This window comes from SAR324 cluster bacterium (genome assembly GCA_015232315.1).
Taxonomy (GTDB): domain Bacteria; phylum SAR324; class SAR324; order SAR324; family NAC60-12; genus JADFZZ01.
Map to the genome: position 1 here is coordinate 1 of JADFZZ010000036.1, position 16,866 is coordinate 16,866.

14 protein-coding genes are annotated in these 16,866 nt (G+C 44.6%); 7 read left to right on the plus strand and 7 right to left on the minus strand.

Annotation, left to right across the window (positions count from 1 at the left end; genetic code table 11):
* The coding region (locus HQM11_17870) for an IS4 family transposase (GenBank protein ID MBF0352906.1) at positions 1 to 847 on the minus strand (847 nt) is incomplete at its 3' end.
* A gap of 273 nt (positions 848 to 1,120) precedes the next feature.
* Between HQM11_17870 and HQM11_17875 the strand changes: the two genes are divergently transcribed.
* The 3 genes from HQM11_17875 to HQM11_17885 all read left to right on the plus strand — a co-directional run bounded on the left by HQM11_17875 (position 1,121) and on the right by HQM11_17885 (position 4,977).
* The gene (locus HQM11_17875) at positions 1,121 to 2,089 is read left to right on the plus strand and encodes a hypothetical protein (protein MBF0352907.1); all 969 of its coding nucleotides are present in this window, start codon (positions 1,121 to 1,123) and stop codon (positions 2,087 to 2,089) included.
* 201 nt (positions 2,090 to 2,290) lie between these two features.
* A complete protein-coding gene (locus tag HQM11_17880) occupies positions 2,291 to 2,782 on the plus strand; it encodes a hypothetical protein (protein MBF0352908.1) in 492 nt (163 codons plus the stop codon).
* Between the two features lie 20 nt (positions 2,783 to 2,802).
* A complete protein-coding gene (locus tag HQM11_17885) occupies positions 2,803 to 4,977 on the plus strand; it encodes an ATP-dependent RecD-like DNA helicase (GenBank protein MBF0352909.1) in 2,175 nt (724 codons plus the stop codon).
* Positions 4,978 to 5,128: 151 nt separating this feature from the next.
* On the opposite strand, the gene scpB is transcribed toward HQM11_17885, so the two are convergent.
* On the minus strand, positions 5,129 to 5,722 hold the full coding sequence (gene scpB, locus HQM11_17890; protein MBF0352910.1) for an SMC-Scp complex subunit ScpB: 594 nt from the start codon (positions 5,720 to 5,722) through the stop codon (positions 5,129 to 5,131).
* A 140-nt stretch (positions 5,723 to 5,862) separates the two neighbouring features.
* Positions 5,863 to 6,534 carry an HAD-IA family hydrolase gene (locus HQM11_17895; GenBank protein ID MBF0352911.1) on the minus strand — a complete coding sequence of 224 codons (672 nt, stop codon included), beginning with the start codon at positions 6,532 to 6,534 and terminating at the stop codon, positions 5,863 to 5,865.
* A 461-nt stretch (positions 6,535 to 6,995) separates the two neighbouring features.
* Between HQM11_17895 and HQM11_17900 the strand changes: the two genes are divergently transcribed.
* The 4 genes from HQM11_17900 to HQM11_17915 all read left to right on the plus strand — a co-directional run bounded on the left by HQM11_17900 (position 6,996) and on the right by HQM11_17915 (position 11,614).
* Complete coding sequence (locus HQM11_17900; GenBank protein MBF0352912.1) at positions 6,996 to 8,156, plus strand: hypothetical protein; 1,161 nt, start codon at positions 6,996 to 6,998, stop codon at positions 8,154 to 8,156.
* A 241-nt stretch (positions 8,157 to 8,397) separates the two neighbouring features.
* The gene (locus HQM11_17905) at positions 8,398 to 10,125 is read left to right on the plus strand and encodes a hypothetical protein (GenBank protein MBF0352913.1); all 1,728 of its coding nucleotides are present in this window, start codon (positions 8,398 to 8,400) and stop codon (positions 10,123 to 10,125) included.
* Between the two features lie 205 nt (positions 10,126 to 10,330).
* The gene (locus HQM11_17910) at positions 10,331 to 10,891 is read left to right on the plus strand and encodes a cytochrome c (GenBank protein ID MBF0352914.1); all 561 of its coding nucleotides are present in this window, start codon (positions 10,331 to 10,333) and stop codon (positions 10,889 to 10,891) included.
* Between the two features lie 300 nt (positions 10,892 to 11,191).
* On the plus strand, positions 11,192 to 11,614 hold the full coding sequence (locus HQM11_17915) for a hypothetical protein (protein MBF0352915.1): 423 nt from the start codon (positions 11,192 to 11,194) through the stop codon (positions 11,612 to 11,614).
* A 26-nt stretch (positions 11,615 to 11,640) separates the two neighbouring features.
* On the opposite strand, the gene HQM11_17920 is transcribed toward HQM11_17915, so the two are convergent.
* The 4 genes from HQM11_17920 to HQM11_17935 all read right to left on the minus strand — a co-directional run bounded on the left by HQM11_17920 (position 11,641) and on the right by HQM11_17935 (position 16,833).
* Positions 11,641 to 12,735 (minus strand): hypothetical protein, encoded by a 1,095-nt coding sequence (locus HQM11_17920; GenBank protein ID MBF0352916.1) that lies wholly within the window; start codon positions 12,733 to 12,735, stop codon positions 11,641 to 11,643.
* A gap of 76 nt (positions 12,736 to 12,811) precedes the next feature.
* Positions 12,812 to 13,960, minus strand: a complete 1,149-nt coding sequence (locus HQM11_17925) for an acyl-CoA dehydrogenase family protein (GenBank protein MBF0352917.1) — start codon at positions 13,958 to 13,960, stop codon at positions 12,812 to 12,814.
* A gap of 74 nt (positions 13,961 to 14,034) precedes the next feature.
* Positions 14,035 to 16,173 (minus strand): anthranilate synthase component I, encoded by a 2,139-nt coding sequence (locus HQM11_17930; protein MBF0352918.1) that lies wholly within the window; start codon positions 16,171 to 16,173, stop codon positions 14,035 to 14,037.
* Positions 16,174 to 16,185: 12 nt separating this feature from the next.
* Positions 16,186 to 16,833 (minus strand): phosphoribosylanthranilate isomerase, encoded by a 648-nt coding sequence (locus HQM11_17935; GenBank protein ID MBF0352919.1) that lies wholly within the window; start codon positions 16,831 to 16,833, stop codon positions 16,186 to 16,188.
* Positions 16,834 to 16,866: the final 33 nt, after the last annotated feature.

Genomic DNA, 16,866 nt, shown 5'->3' on the forward strand with positions numbered 1-16,866 from the left:
AGAGTTTTACGGGTACCCCGGTTTTATTAGCGGGTTTGGGCAGGGTGATCTGCGCGTAACTCACTTGAGCTTGAGCGTATCGGCCTGGATGATGGTCTTTACGGGGAATCTCCAACTCGATTTCAAATCCCGGGGCGGTTTGTTCCATATAAGGCCAAAGTTTTTGAACTTCCTGATCTAATTTCCGGTTATGCGCCGCCCGGACTAAGACGGTCGGTCCTTGAGCGGTCGTTTGAGCTTCCAAAAAAAGTTCATAAATATCGGATTCGGCGTCCGAAACAGAAACTAACTCCGTGTGGGGAAGTTCTTTCTGGAGGGTCGCCAGTTGTTGAACAGACTCAATCCAACGATAACTTTCTTTTTCTTCAATGGGACGTTGGGCACGTTGTTTACTTTTACCAAAGGTTTCATCATCACGGGACAAGAGTTTGACAAAGACCGTACCCAGAGGAATTTTTTCCGGAGTAAACAACACCACAGGGTGTAACAGGAATCCACGCTGTTTTAGTGTCTGAAGAGGACCCGTACCATGTTTTTGGGATTGTGTACTAAAATCCAGTTGGGTCGTGTCGTGGACTCCTAATACAACCGAATAGGCGCCGGCCCGTTTCACACTGGCCTCACGATGGCTTTTGAGAAGTTCATCTTCAGATACTTTCGGATTGCTTTGAAAACGGTACACGCCTTTGGCATTTGCTTCATCGGCACTGCTTCCATACAGCGTGGCCTGAGGACTCGAATATTGATCAGATAATATCGTCATTGCTCGTATGTTCAGTCGTTCATCATTAAATTTTAATGTTGCAAATTCCTGCTCAATCCAGGGAGCTACCGTAGTTATCAACATGAGAACCTCCACTGATTCATGGTTTGTTTTTGTCACTGGATGTTCAGCTTAGCATAAAAATTTCAATTGTGGAAATGTGTCCAAAGTTAAGCTTAAACCAAGGGGGAATTGCTGCAAGTGCCTTCACAGGGCTTAACAGCCTTGCACCAGAGGCAGGGAAGCAGAAAACCCTGAATGACACGCTGTTTCAACTCCTGATTCGCCTTACAAACTGTGATTCATCAACCATTTGATCCAATGCTTCATCGCCCACGTTCCAAAGCTGGAATGATCATGATTCCCCTGATGATTTTTCTGTTCATGCTGACAACACTGGGGGTTTACGCATACCAGCAGTCGATACAGCACAGGCTACAGACTGACGCCCTGCTGGATATGAACCGTGTCTATCAGTCCCTGAACAATATCCTGACGTCCGCACTCTCAGAAATTCAGAGAATGACCGTTGCGCAACTCCGTGAAAAACCACTCAACCTGACTGCGGAAGCACTGCATGTGGAACCTGGATGGGAAGTCCGGTTGCCTGTCCCCGACGCCTCAAACCGGATCGTCCTGCAGACAAGCTATACCCGCCCGCATTCGAGGCTGGAATTTGAATCACTGTTTCTTCTCACTCCCTGTGATCTGACCCGTGTTTCTTTTCTGGTGATGAACCGGCGCAAGTCTGGCACAACAACGACAGGTGACTGTCAACCGCATACTGTTTTTTTAAGAACGGAGGATCAAGACAACGCACAACCAGTCATGGGTGATGCTGAAATTCTGTGGGCAGGAACAGAGTTGACTGTGACCGTGCATGGCCAAAAACAGGGGATTACGCTCAACCGCAGTGTTTCACTCCTGATTTCAGGAAACACCCGCTTGTTCCTCAAGGCACCACTTTCACCACATCCACTTCAGATCACCACAACCGGCAACCTGGAATGGATTCCTCAAACCCAACTTTCAGCCGGACAAAAACTTTTGTTTTTTGGAATCGTTGAACAGAATCTGCTGATTTATCAAACGGGCACGCCCCGGGATGTTTTGCAGGGATATTTTCTGGTAAAAGGTGAAGACTGTGTAAAACTGGACGGAAATATCCGGAGCCTCCAATGGCATGGGAGCCTTGCCTGTTATCATGAGCCTGATTTTGGATCCGTAACGCCGGAATGGCTCAACGTGTCGCCTTCAGCCTCTGTTCCTGATGCGTTTATCCGATATTTTCTGCAATACCGGGGAACCAGGATAATCATGTTGTAAAACCGGTTTTCAGGAATTCAATCAATGATCGTGCTCTTGAGCAAATCCCGCTTTACTCTCAGTGCTGTGTGATATAGAACTCCCTTAAACGGCCTCAGCCATCTCCACAACTCGTTGGCACGCCACCGGAGGTGGGTAAGGAGGGTTCCCCACCAGAGGTAGGGAACCAGAAAAAATGGTTAAAGATTTAAGGAATCTCGAATGATGAAGTTGTCAAATTTCCTGCTCGTTATCATGCTGTGGACGATGTCTGCGCCCTGTGCCTTGTCCGCGCCAACGCCTCTGGAAATGGAAAACATCCAGGGTCAGGTACGACAGGCCTTCAAGGAATTTATTCAGTTATGGCGGACAGAACGTTATTTTGAGTTGTATGATTATGGAACCGAACAATCCCGCAAGAAACTGACGCTTGAGGAATACGCGACACGCATGGTGGAACTGAACTGGGTTCCTGTTGGAGACCTGAAAGATGAAGAGATGGAACTCTCGTTTGTTTTCAGAACCATGCTGTATGTCAATGTTCCGCTGGAGTTCAAACACAAAAGCAACCAAAGCCTGCAATTCAAAAAAAAACAGGCCTTTCTGCTGATGCTGGAAAACAATAAATGGCGTTTCGATCTGCTTCAGATGATCCGTTCCCCGTTTTATACACCGGAGAAACCTTTACGGGAAGATCCCTCCAAACCGCAATAATCTTACTGTTTCTCGCCACTATGAGTCAGGAAGAACAAACACTGATAGGTGTTCTGGAAAAAATCATCCGCTCCTTTCCCGAAACCGGGTTCATGATCGGTGGCTTCCGCGAAGAAAAAACCGGGCAATATCTCATCATCAAGGGTTCCGTTTTCAATGTGAATGAAAATGATATCCTGCAAATCAAGGGACACTGGGAACAACACCGCATTTATGGAAAACAGTTTTCGGTGTCAGAATTCATGCCAACCCTTCCCCAATCGGTTGAAGGCATTGAACGCTATTTGTCATCCGATATGTTTCATGGCATAGGAAAAGCGACAGCAAAACGCATTGTGGAAAAATTCGGAGAAGATACCTTCAGGATCATTGATGAATCGCCGCAAGAGTTACTCAAGGTGGAACGCTTCACCAAAAAACACCTTCAGGCTGTGCTGGATGTTCATGAAGAACAGAAGGAACTACGTGAACTGTTGAGCTTTCTTTACAGTTTGGGAATCTCGCAGACTTATGCCCGTAAAATTTACAATTTTTATGGAATAAGCTGTGTGCCTGTCATCCAGAGCAACCCCTACACCCTCACAGAAATTCAGGGCATTGGCTTCCTCACCGCGGATCAGGTGGCCTCCAGACTGGGCTTTGGCAACAATTCGCCGGAACGCGCAGTCGCGGGGTTATTGTATATGCTGGAGCAACTGGCTCAGAGCGGACACACCTGTTATCCCCGAGAATTGCTCCTCGAAAAAACCTCGCAGGACCTTCACATTGAACAACCCGTTCTTCAAACCGCCATCACCCAACTGCTGGCAGACCATTCCCTGAAAGAGCGGCTTATTATCCGTAATGAGCAAACCCTGTCGTTCATTGCGAGACCACGGTATTATTATGCGGAAAAACGAACGGCTGAAGCCCTGATGCGGATTTTCCAGAGCAGTTCCTACACCCGGTTTGAGCAGAAGGAAACACTCATCAGCCGTCAGGAAGCCCGTTGGGGCATGTCGCTGGACGCCATTCAGCGTGAGGCCATTCAAGCCGCTCTGGAACACAAGGTACTGATCATCACCGGCGGTCCGGGCACAGGAAAAACGACCATCATCCGCTTCATTCTGGAACTGATAAAACCGCATATTCCATCCATCGCACTGGCGGCACCCACTGGCCGGGCGGCTAAACGTCTTACGGAAACAACCGGAATGCCTGCCGTGACCATTCACCGGATGCTGGAATATGGCCGGCAGGGATTTGTACGAAATCGGGACAATCCCCTGGAGACTGAACTGCTGATTGTGGATGAAACCTCCATGATCGACTGCCTGCTCATGGATGCCCTGATGGATGCCCTTCCGGTGGAATCAAGACTGATTCTGGTTGGCGATATTGACCAACTGCCGTCTGTCGGACCGGGAACCGTTCTGCAGGATCTGATTCATTCCGGAGAAATTCCGGTCATTCGTCTGCAAACCATTTTCCGCCAGTCCAACAACAGTCTGATCACCCTCAATGCCCACAAGGTACGCAAGGGAGAATACCCTGAAATCCATGAAGCACAGGGAGATCTCGCCGATTTTTATTTCATCCGCGAATCAGATCAGGACGCGATTGTAGCCAAAATTCTGACAATGGTGACTGAGCGGATTCCCCAACGTTTTGGTTTTGACGCAAAACTGGACATCCAGGTGCTGTCGCCCATGCACCGTGGTCTGACAGGAACCATTGCCCTCAACGCGAGATTACAGGCCGCGCTCAATCCATCGGATACATTTCTGGAACATCGGGATTACCGTTACAGCAAAGGCGACAAGGTCATGCAACAACAGAACAGTTATGACAAGGAAGTGTTCAACGGGGATGTGGGAATTGTCATGGATTGCAATCCGAAAACCAAAGAATTATGGGTGCAGTATGATGTGGGCATTGTGCACTACGACGAACAGGAACTGGACCAGATTCTGCTGGCCTATGCCATTTCAGTGCATAAATCCCAGGGAAGTGAATATCCGGCAGTGATTGTACCAGTGACAGCCCAGCATTATGTCATGCTTCAGCGCAATCTGTTATACACGGCCATCACTCGTGGAAAAAAACTGGTCATTCTCATTGGAACCCCCAAAGCCTTGAAACTGGCCGTGGATAATGCCAGCCCCATGACCCGATACACCGCCTTGCTGGATGAGTTAAACGCCCGGCATCGTTGACCGGGAATCCTCTTACGCATCTGTTTCCGGATAAGCGTTCAGCTATCAGTATTCAGCCGTCAGTGTTTATGCGCTTTGGGAGCATTATGACTCAATAGCAGAATGATCGTTTGGCTTCCAGAGCTTGAGAATGCTTGAAAACTGAGAACGCTTACGTTTCTGGAGTCGTTTCCGGTTCAGGCTCAACATTGAGCGGTAATTCCATTTGAGTGGATTCATTGTCTGCCATGCCCAGTTCATTCAGGGAGGGGAGACTTTTCATGTCCTTGAGTCCGAATACTTCCAGAAACAGTTTGGATGTTCCATAAAGGCTGGGGCGTCCGGGAACCTGTTCTCTTCCAACAATTTTGATCAGCTTTTTCTGTAGCAGGGTCCGCAGGGAATAGGAACAGTCCACCCCTCGGATCTGCTCTATCTGTGCCCGGGTGCTGGGTTGTTTGTAAGCCACGATGGACAGGGTTTCCATCATGGCAGGTGACAACTTAATGGTTTTTGATTCATCAGATTTCACAACCCATTCCCGATATTGCACCAGTGTTCGCATCTGGTATCCGTCCCCAATGGTTTCAATCCGGAACACTCTGCCTGTTTTCTCATAATCACGGTTCAATTTCTTGACACATTCCCGCACCATCACAGTAGAAAGCCCTTCCACCGCCTCCGTGATCTGCTTCACTGAGACAGGTCGGGAGGAAACAAATAAAATGGCTTCAACGATTTCAGTAAAATTGGAGGAAGGTTTCATGTTTTTTTAAATTCGATGTTGTTCGGAATTTTTGGCAAATGTTGGGCGACCAGCGGGTCGCCCCTACACATTGGTTTCTACAACAGATGTCCGCGCCTATTTGTCCCAATTACGATGTAGGGCGACAGGTCGCCCCTGTATTAAAACACAGGAAGCCCCCACAATTTCGGATTGAATTCTTCCAGACTGTTGAGAATCTGATGTGCCTCTCTGTAAACGTCATGCGCCATGTTGGGATCAGGTACCACAACGACCGACATACCGGCTTTCAAAGCAGCTTCCATTCCTGAGGGGGCATCTTCAAAAACCAGACAATCCTCAGGCCTGCCACCCAGTTCATCAGCCACAGCCAGAAAAATATCCGGTGCGGGTTTCCCCTGTTTCACCCTTGGATCATCGCCCGTAATCACGGTCTGAAATACATCGAACCAGCTTTTGTGACGGGATGTTTTGAGAGCAAACATTTCACGGGTGGTGCTGGTTGCCACACCTTGTGGAATACCCTGACGGGCCAGATGCTGTGTCAACCGCATTGCGCCCGGAAGAGGTTCCGCAGAAGGAAAGAGTTCCCGCAAACGCTCATTTCGTTGTTCCAGATATTGCTCTGGCTTGATAGGCAGATTCAAGGCGTTGACCAGAATGTTTGCCGCATCAATCGCTTTTTTACCAATCATCCTTGATTTGACAGACCAATCGAACGTCTTGCCGAATTTTCCGACAATCTCCTGAGTGACAATGGTGTAAAACTGTTCGGTGTCGAGCAGCAATCCATCCATATCATACAGCACATGGGTGATTTTTTTAGAGTTCATGTCATTCCTATTCGAGTTACACACATTTTCAAAAAATTGATTTTGCCAGTTACAGAAGCAAGGATCAAGCACTCGAAAAATGATTTGTAAAAACGCTTCAATAAATTAGAAAAATCTGAGCGCTGAAAGCTGAAAAATTACAACCTTTTAAATTGCTATTGACCAACCTGAATTAGACTTGTTATGAACCACTAGAATCACTTTGGTTTTAATAAAAATTTTAGCAAGGAGACTATGCAATGAAACAAGTTATTAAACTTATTAGAAAATCACTACTGGTAACAGCATGTCTGTGGAGATGAGCAATTTGAACAAAAACAGGAAGAACAGACTGTCTATAGAATAAACAGAGACGATTTAATCAAATCAGATTTCAGACAGAAATTTCTCTTTGGTACATCAAGACCCATACAGGTTGCTGGTGCAACCCATTATCACCATCATTTCATAAGGAGAACTCTATGGATAAACAGAAACTCGGCATTGGTGCTGCAATCATACTGATCCTGTTCATAGGATTTTATTTTTTTTTAGGCGAAGAACCTCCTCCTGAAGAAGTTGCGTCCGTAGTTCAAACACCACAATCGCCACCAATGCCTCCTGACGATGTAATTGTAAATGAAACAGAAGTGCCCAAATTGAAATTGGTGGACGATCCGACGCAGGCAGATACAGAATTGACTACTCCACCCAAGGACCATATGGCAGGAAAACCTGAAATAAAACAAAGGCTGGAAGAAATTGCTGCAGAATATGCTGAAAATCTGAAGATACCGGCATATTCACAAGTGATCGATGAAACAGCTCCTACCTTGAAACCTTATCAATTCAGACCCTACCAACGTCATTTTGGAAATTTCCAGTATGATGTTGTATTGCCTAAAGCCAATTACTTTTATCCTGAAATAATCCCTTACAAATTCAGGATCTTCGCCAGCCAATCAGAACCTATTCCAGAAATTTTCAATATAATTGCCGAAATATCTAATGAAACTGGTCTTGTTTTAGCTTCATTTGAGATTCCACAAACGACTAATGATGAGATGGAAAAAACGTATACTTTAGACATTGCTCCACCTGCGGATGATAGCACTGCCTGGAGTGGTGAGCTTAAAATATTAACAAAATTTTTGGTAATGGGATATGGAGATAAAGCCTTGGTCACACAAATTCAATATCAGGTTTCTGTAGGAGAAATTGTATCCATTGATGACACAACTGTTGAGGGACCTCATTTAATCATTCCTGTACACGTAAATGTTCCGAAACAGGCCCAATATAAATTAAGAGGGCATCTGTTCTCTCAGCAATCTGGTTTGCCGTTATTGCTGTTAGATGAAACACAATTATTGAATCAGGGCATGAATACAGTGATGTTAAAAGCCCATATTTCTGGAATCAAATGGGTTAATGATGAAGGGCCATATCAATTGAAGTCGTTTATTCTCGAGCGCATGCCAGATGCAATAAACAAAATCAGTTATGGTATGGGGAATACGGACAATGTCACATTTAATATTCCAGCTCATAGCTTCGATCAGTATAAAGATGAACCTTACAGTGATTCCGCAGAGCAACAAAAACTCCAAAGATTCCAGCAAATCATTCACAATATTAAATAACAAAAATCTCAGACCATTTAATTTTTCACAGTTAAATTTTTTAACTTTTTTTAGGATAAAAACAAAAAAATGTTATCACACCTAACAATTTGTTTTGAAATACATTATTTACAATTCACAACGAAAATCAGCTCAATCAGGAAAAAACCATTCACGACAAAAGACTGTAATAAATATAATATTTTAATTACGATCAACCCGTGTTCAACTGCAATTTATTAATTAACATTCAGGAGGCATTATGAAAACTATAATTCGCTATCTAACAATTGGTGTTCTGGGATTTTCTGTAGCCCTGTCCGGTTGCCAACCACCACAGGAGGAGGATAATCATATCAATAATGACGTGTCATCTGTTCAGATGGAATCAAAAAATTTAGATTTTGATTCCACGATGGAAACTCAACGTAACACGGTAGCACCTGACGTGATCTATATTGAGGGCTTCGGAAATTTTATGCATACCTCCAATGATAATAGTGGGAGTTCAATCATTCAAACCGTATTGAACTTTTTTATTAATACAGTGACTTCAATCACAGGTTCAACGTCAAGTGATTCTCAATTAGAAATGGCCAAACTATATTGGGGCGTATATAAATTAAATTTTAATCCAAGCATTTCTAAAGAGGCCCATCTGCATTGGGACTCCGGATATCGTTTTGACGCTATCGGCAGGGAGTTTACCTCCATAGCAGGTAATAAGTTCAATGCTACGCAATTATATGATAATTATGATTGTGTTGAAAGTTATATGGGGGCAACCAACAGTTCTCAAGATTCAGCGATCGATGTTTGTTCATCTGGAACCTATAATTCTGGTACAAAAGGGTTAATTACCAGGTTGAAAAATCTAATGGAAAACCAAGACACACGAGTAGGACAAAGTGGCACTTTTTGTGGCGACACCAATGGTTGTATTTTCATCACGCATTCAACTGGAGGTGGGGTCGCTGATGTGTTGCTGGCAGAGTTATATAAACATCGAACTGAAGCAGCTTATATGGTTAATGGCAAATCAATGTGGGAACGCATCAATTTTTCTCTTGAAATAGCGTCTGCATCCGGTGGAACTGGCTTGGCTTCATGGATTATTGATACGATTGCCAACCACGGTACCATTGATTTGATTGTGACCCAAGTGACTTGTTCAGATACAGAACCCCTCATCCGCTTACTTTTCTCTCAATTCCGCTGTGGTCAACCAGGAAGTGAAGGTGCAGGATATAATCTTATTCCCGATAATGCACGTAGAGCTACACTTTCAGGAAATCAACAAAATGATGGAAGAACCCCTGTACTCCATGTTGCCGGAAATGGTCACATTCTCTGGTTGGATTTATCTCTGCTTGGCTTTTCAATTTACGAAGGGGATCCTGTGATTGTAGATCATTTGAATTCGTATGAAAAATCCGCTAACCGTAATGATGGACTGGTCGGTCTTCATTCAGCCTGTGGATATAACAATACCTATGAGGTCACTAATTGTGTTGCAGGCTATGGTCTTTATACCAATCATCATCCGTTTATCTTAACTGAAGAAGGTCATCTCAGTCAGGTGATTCCAGGTGCCACCATGAAATCAATTGGAGGAAATGAGTATCTTTCAACTGTGGGATGGGTTCCTACTTCATCAAACTATACAAAAGCTGTTACTACGGATGATGATAGTTCAACTGACGCAAAAAACTCTGCCAATAATAGTGCATTAACATCAACGCCAACATCTGCAGGAACATATAATTTGCAAGTAAGAAATACGGTATCTGCTTCATTAGCAACCAAAACTGGGTCTAAATGTATTAATAAATTCATTGTATGTTTGGATTATGAATATTATTGGAACGTTAATGGCACTCTGTCTGGTACAAATAGAATTTCTAATGATGATCAAAATCTTCCAAAAGTATTGCAAAGCATGGATTTATTAATGGAACGTGGTGATGCGGGGGAAATGACTGTCCAGTAAAAGAACAGTCATTCATTGATCATCGCAATCATAAGATCATCCTGAAGAAGCGGTTTCTGGTCATTGACTGGAAACCGCTTTATTTTTGAGCCCCCCTCCTTTTGATGATCCTGAATAAATTATTATTGACCTATCGGATCTCTACTTGTTATGAACCACTAGAACCACTTTGGCTTTGATAATCATTTTGCAGGGAGACCATGCCATGAAAAATGTTAAGAACCTCATCAAAAAATCACTGTTGGTAACAGGATGTCTGTGGATGAGTGTGATCTATCCGGTATATGCACAGGAAAAACCTGAACAAAAACAGGAAGAACAGACCGTGAATAAAATCAACAGAGATGATTTAATCAAATATCGTAATTATGTCATGACGATCAAAGGAAATCACACACAGGCACTCCGTCTGCTAGTCGCTAAAAAAATCAACCTCAGAAATCAATTCATCACCCATGCAGAAGCATTGCGAGCATTGTCCTTTGAAATGCTTCGATTGTTTTTACCTGGAAGTCTGGGGCCAAAATCCAGAGCAAAGGCTGAGATATGGGATCAGAATGGCCATTTAGCCAAAAAGTTTGTGGAACAAACCCAGATCATGGAAAAAGAAGCATCGCAACTGGTTGAAGTGGCTCGATATGGAAGTCTGGACAGCATCAAAAAACAACTCCGATCCTTTGAAAAAAATGGATGCAAAGGATGCCATTCAGAATTTCGTGGTGAAGGTCAACCAGATCCGATTGATGAATACAAGGAAGATGAATAACAAATAGTTCATCTTCATCAGTGACTTATGCTTTATCGGACGGGGTTGATCATATTTTGGGCCACAAATTGTAGGGGCGAACCTGTGTGTTCGCCCTACTCTTGGGCAGACACACAGGTCTGCCCCTACGGTACAAAACCCAAACTAGGTGGAAAATCAAAAACCGATTTTTTGACACATGACCGAAAATATGACCAACCCCTTTTTTCCCCACTTCCACGCTGGATTTTTTCTGGTCTATTTCTCTCAGGTTCGATAGTTTTATAGAAAAGCATCCACAATTACCTGAATGGAGTCCATATGGGGTTGAGTGTAGAAGATAAAAAAGAAGTGGAAGAAATTGTGAAAAGTGTCATGCAGTTGCATCAACTGGATGTGCAAGTCCTGCAACAACAATGGAGAAAGTTCAAGGAAGCGCCTGAAGCCAGACTTGCGGCATTGGAAGTTCAGACCTCTGAACTTGGCCGGGAAATTCGGGAATTCAAGCAGGATGTATCAAAACGTTTTGAACAGGTGGATAAACGTTTTGAACAGGTGGATAAACGTTTTGAACAGGTGGATAAACGTTTTGAACAGATGCGTCAACAGATGGATGATCTCAACAAAACCATGATGCGGCTCCATGAAAGCATGAATGCCCAGGTCTGGAAATTTCTTGGGGGATTAGGCGTTATTCTCATTTTATTACGTCTGTCTGGTTCGATTTTTCCTAATCTCCCATGATCATGAAATAACGCTTACCACAATGATTATTCAGGACATTCCATAAGGTTGGAATATTCGTTCATCGCAAGTAGCGCAAAATAGGTAGGGCTGGCATCAATGTTATGCTTTTTATTAGGATGAGTTGGTCCAAAGTCAAATGGTGAAGGAAAACTACCGTTTTGTTTCTGGACAGATAAAAGTTTTTTAAGCATCTGACTTGACGGAATGTCAACTTTTCGGTTAGCCCGTAAATACGCATACAGGAGAATATCCATATTCAGTCCAGTTTTTATCACTCTGGTAACATTCAATTTGTTCACAGCCTGCACCACTCTTTTGCGGGCAATCTCATATCGTTCCTGTTTGATCACACCATTCTTCTGTTCCTGCCAACCTCGAATCACATACATTTCCGGCAGAATATCGGCCCAACCAATCATCGCTCCTGAGGGTTCCAGTTCAAGTGACGGACTCTGAATATTCATCAATGGATTATGACGACTGAAGCGCGTGATGGATTTAAAATAGGCGAGCTTCGCATCCAGTTCATTCGTCACAGGAGAGCATTCAGGAACCAGATTCAAGGGGCCATAACTGCGCCGGATATTTCCTGAAAAACATTCGCCAACACCATCGTTCTTCCAGTGGGAATGAATAAATTTGGCATAATAATCCATCATCGGTTTCATCTGACGAAATGGCGCATAACTTTTTTCCATTCCGGTCAGCAACTTAACCAGGACACATCCTTCCCGTTCCCAAATATCCTGACCAAACGTACTTGAAAAGTAATCCATGATTTTTTTTCTGAGAAACAATTCTTCTCCGGAGTCCCCTGTGAATTTTATCACATCTTGATACATGAGAAAATGTACTAGAATATAAAGATCAACCTGAATAGGTGGAGTGGTGTTGTTTACATCCAGGTAACTTTGTTTGACAGAATATAAAAAATATTTTCTGGCTCGATTCATACTGGAATGGAGCACACTGCATAACAATCGCTGTTGGGGGGATAATCGCTGAATGGCAATGGTGCGTTGAATGGATGAGGGGAGTGTATGATTTTTCCAGGACCACCAGGTGAAATTGGCCAGCAACGCAACAATCAGCACACACAGGATTACTTTGGACAACATAAATTTCATGGGAAGCCTGAATTGCAGACCTCCCCATCAACAAAACAGGGAGGTGTTTGAAAAACCACAACGGATCTCAACGAAACCCTTCCATTTTGGCAATGATTTCTTTCATGACTTCATTCGATCCACCGCCTATCTCTGAAAGTTTGGAGTCTCTGTAATAGCGGGCTACCGCATATTCTGCCATCAAGCCATAACCGCCATGAAGCTGACAGCATTCGTTCGTAACCCGCATCTGGGTTTGGGCGGCGATCAGTTTCAGAATGGACGTATCTCTGGTGAAATCGCCACCAGCCTGAACTCTGGAAACACAATACTGAGCCAATGCTTCAACGGACATAATTTCCGCCAGCATCTGCGCCATTTTATGTTTGGTCACCTGGTAGGATGCCAATGCCTGACCAAACGTTTCCCGTTGCTGAATATAGGTTTTAGTCAACTCATAACACCGCTTCATGGCACCCAGCATTTGAAACGCTCCCGCAAGACGTTCGAACTGAAACTGTTTCATCTGATACACAAACCCTTTGCCTTCATCACCAATCCGATGCTCTTCCGAAACACGAACGTCTTCCAGAACAATCTCGGCAGTGTCTGATGAAAGATGGCTGATTTTTTTAAGCGACCGGCCCACGGAAAACCCCGGTGTGTTGGTTGGGACAACAAACAGCGAAAACCCGCCATGTCCCTGTGCGTCACTGGTCCGTGCGAGCAGTGTCAGAAAATCGGCCTGAGTTCCATTGGTAATGAACATTTTGGTGCCATTGATAAGGTAAGAATCACCATGCTTGACCGCTTTGGTTCGAATTCCTGCCACATCCGAACCGCATCCAGGCTCTGTAACCGCAATGGAACAGATCATTTTTCCACGGATTGCGGGTTCAAGATAATTGCGTTTCAGAAATTCATTGCCAAAATGAGCAATTGCCGGAGTCGCCATATCTGTTTGCACAGCCAGTCCAAGGGATACCCCTGGAGAATCGCAACGAGCTAATTCTTCTGATAAGATCAGTGTGTAAAGATAATCCGCATTCATTCCGCCATATTCCTCAGGATAGGTGAGTCCGAGAAAACCCAATTCTCCGGCACGTTCCCATACATGGCGTGGTGTTTTGCCCGCCAGCTCCCATTGTTCCACATTCGGTCGAATTTCTTTTTCAACAAATTGTTTCACAGTTTTTCGGAAAAGGTCATGTTCTTCAGTAAAATTCAACAAACTCATGGGGCTCCTTCACAAAAGAATTGATTCAATCTAAATGCTGTCAATGCACGCTGAGCATTATTTTTTAAAATCCCTCATTGTTGTCCGGGAAGCAGTTCCAGAACACGATGGATCAGGCTGATTCCAGCTTCATCCTTGAGACTCAGGATGGATTCAGGATGGAATTGCACAGTGACCACAGGTTTTGATTTGTGGCGCAAGGCCATGATCACCCCGTCGTCTGTTTCCGCAAGAATTTCCAGGCATTCCGGCAGGGTTTCACGTTCCACATAGAGACTATGATAGCGTCCCGCAATGAAGGGATTGGGCAATCCCTCAAAAATGGACTGGTTGTTATGGAAGATTTTTGAAGGTTTTCCGTGGATTGGTGTTTCAAATGTTTTCAGGGTTCCTCCGAAAAATTCTGCCATGCCCTGATGTCCCAGGCATACGCCAAATACAGGAATATTTCGTTTAACAGCTTCGCCGACAAGTTCAGGAACCCCTAATTCACGAGGCGTTTTGGGACCGGGAGAAATGAAAATCAGATCCGGTTTGATGTCATCAATCATGGACGGTGGAAATCCGGAACGCAGGGTAATGACCCTGGCGTCAGTCTGTCGGACGTAGTTCGCCAGCGTGTGAACAAAACTGTCCTGATTGTCTACAAACAGCACTGTTTTATTTTTTCCTGAGGGAATCCGGGGCACCTTGACAGATTTGATCAGTTTTTTCCCGAGCACCGCTTCCAGAAACGCTGATGATTTGATGCGGGTTTCCCGTTCTTCAAGTGCCGGATCAGAATCAAACAGCAGGGTAGCTCCTGCGCGCACCGTCGCTTTACCCTGTTTGAGCTGAATGGTTCTGATGGTCATTCCGGTGCTGACGTTTCCATTGAATTTCAGCACGCCAATACATCCGCTGTACCATTCTCTTGGTGAGTTTTCCAGATCCTCAATGGTCTGCATGGCAATGGGCTTGGGAGACCCCGTCACGGTACAAGCCCACATGTGGCACAAGACAGCATCCAGCGCGTCATATTCCGCAGACAGTTGTCCTTCCACATGATCGACAGTATGGATCAGTCGCGAATACATTTCTATCAGACGGCGTCCACGGAGTTTGACACTTCCCGGAATACAGATGCGGGACATGTCATTACGATCGACATCGGTGCACATGGTCAGTTCTGATTCTTCCTTTTCCGAGGAGATGAGCTGTTTGATGTGTTCCGCGGTCTCCATGGGGCTGTTTCCAACTGGAACCGTGCCTGAAATGGGACAGGTTTCAAAACGGCCATTTTCGACACGCACATACATTTCCGGGGATGCGCCAATGAGATGTTCATGCCCAAGGTTGATCAAAAACGTATAGGGACTCGGATTGCTTTGACAAATTCGCTGGAACAGTGTCAGCGGTGGTTCGTCAAAACCGGTGGAGAAGGATTGTGACAGCACCACTTCAAAAAAGTCACCACGGCGGCATCCTTCACGGATTGCTGAAACTTTCCTTTCAAATTCACCGGGTTGATGATCGCAGGCAATCACACCATCCGCATTTCCCTGCACAACCGGATAACGCAGGCCACTGTGATCACTGGTAGTATGTCCCTCCGGGGTGTGAATGGTGTATTCCAGCTTGTAAGCCACTTCTTTCTGGCGGTCAACCACATACAGTTCCAGCGGAAAAAACAGATGGCAATCATGAATTTCATGATTTCGTGAATGTCTGGGCGTAATATTTTCAAATTGAAAAACCAGATCATAGCCCATCGAGCCATAGAGTCCCAGATAGTCATCAGCCCCCTGAAACAAGGCATAGAAACAGCGGATCACTGAAAATATACTGGGTTGTTTGCTACGTTCTTCTTCAGGGAAAAAAGCTGGCATGGGAAGAACTTCACCAGACAGCGAGTCCTCAGAACTGTGCAATGATTCAAGGTGTGGGTGTTTTTTCAAGGCAACAGCAAGCAGTGGCAACAGCAGTTTTCCATTTTTATTCAGGGCGTTGATCGTGAATTTTCTGGATGTGGAATAAAGTTCCAGAGCCGGGCCGACAAAACCGATATCCCAGCGTGAATAGCGGTCAGGATATTCATAGTTGCTTACCAGTAGCACCCCCTGGTGATCATTGATGCGCTGGTAGACCGGATCAAGAGCGTTGGCAAGGTGCAGGTTTGTGATTTGTTTTTCAATGACGATACCGCCAGAAGTAGTGTATTGGCTATGATTCATAAAGGCCCTGATTTATTGTTCGTTTGCTGAGAGTTGTAACTGTGTTTGATGAACCGTGTTGAGAAGTTCTTTTAATTTATTAATATCTTTGACGCCGGGCGAAGATTCAATGCCGCTACAAACATCTACGCCAAAAGGTTTGACCTGTTGAATGGCTTCAGCGATATTTGCGTTCCGGAGTCCACCCGCAAGAAACATAGTGCCTTGTCTGGCGGCCTGTGCCGCAAGAGACCAGTCATCAATGGTTTTTCCAGAGCCACCATACAAGTTGGGGTGCCAGGCATCCAGCAGAAATTTTTGCTGACCATATTGTTTAATTTGAGAAATTTCAAATTCAGGTGACGCCCTGAAGGCTTTCATCCACGAAATTTTAAGAGCTGAAGTATATTCCGGTGTTTCATCACCATGCAACTGTGCCAGAACCAGGCCGGTTTCATTCATGATTTGTTCGAGTTGATGGAGAGGTTCATTGACAAACACGCCAACAGTGTTCACCTCTTCAGGCAATTGCGCACAAATCTCCCTGATTTTTTCAGGTGAAATATATCGTGGTGACGGAGGATAGCAGTTAAAACCCAGCCAGGACACGCCTGAATCCACGCAGGCAAACGCCTGATCTCTGGAAGTCAGGCCACAAATTTTTACACATACTTGATACATATCTGTTTTTTATATATATGATAAAACATCAGT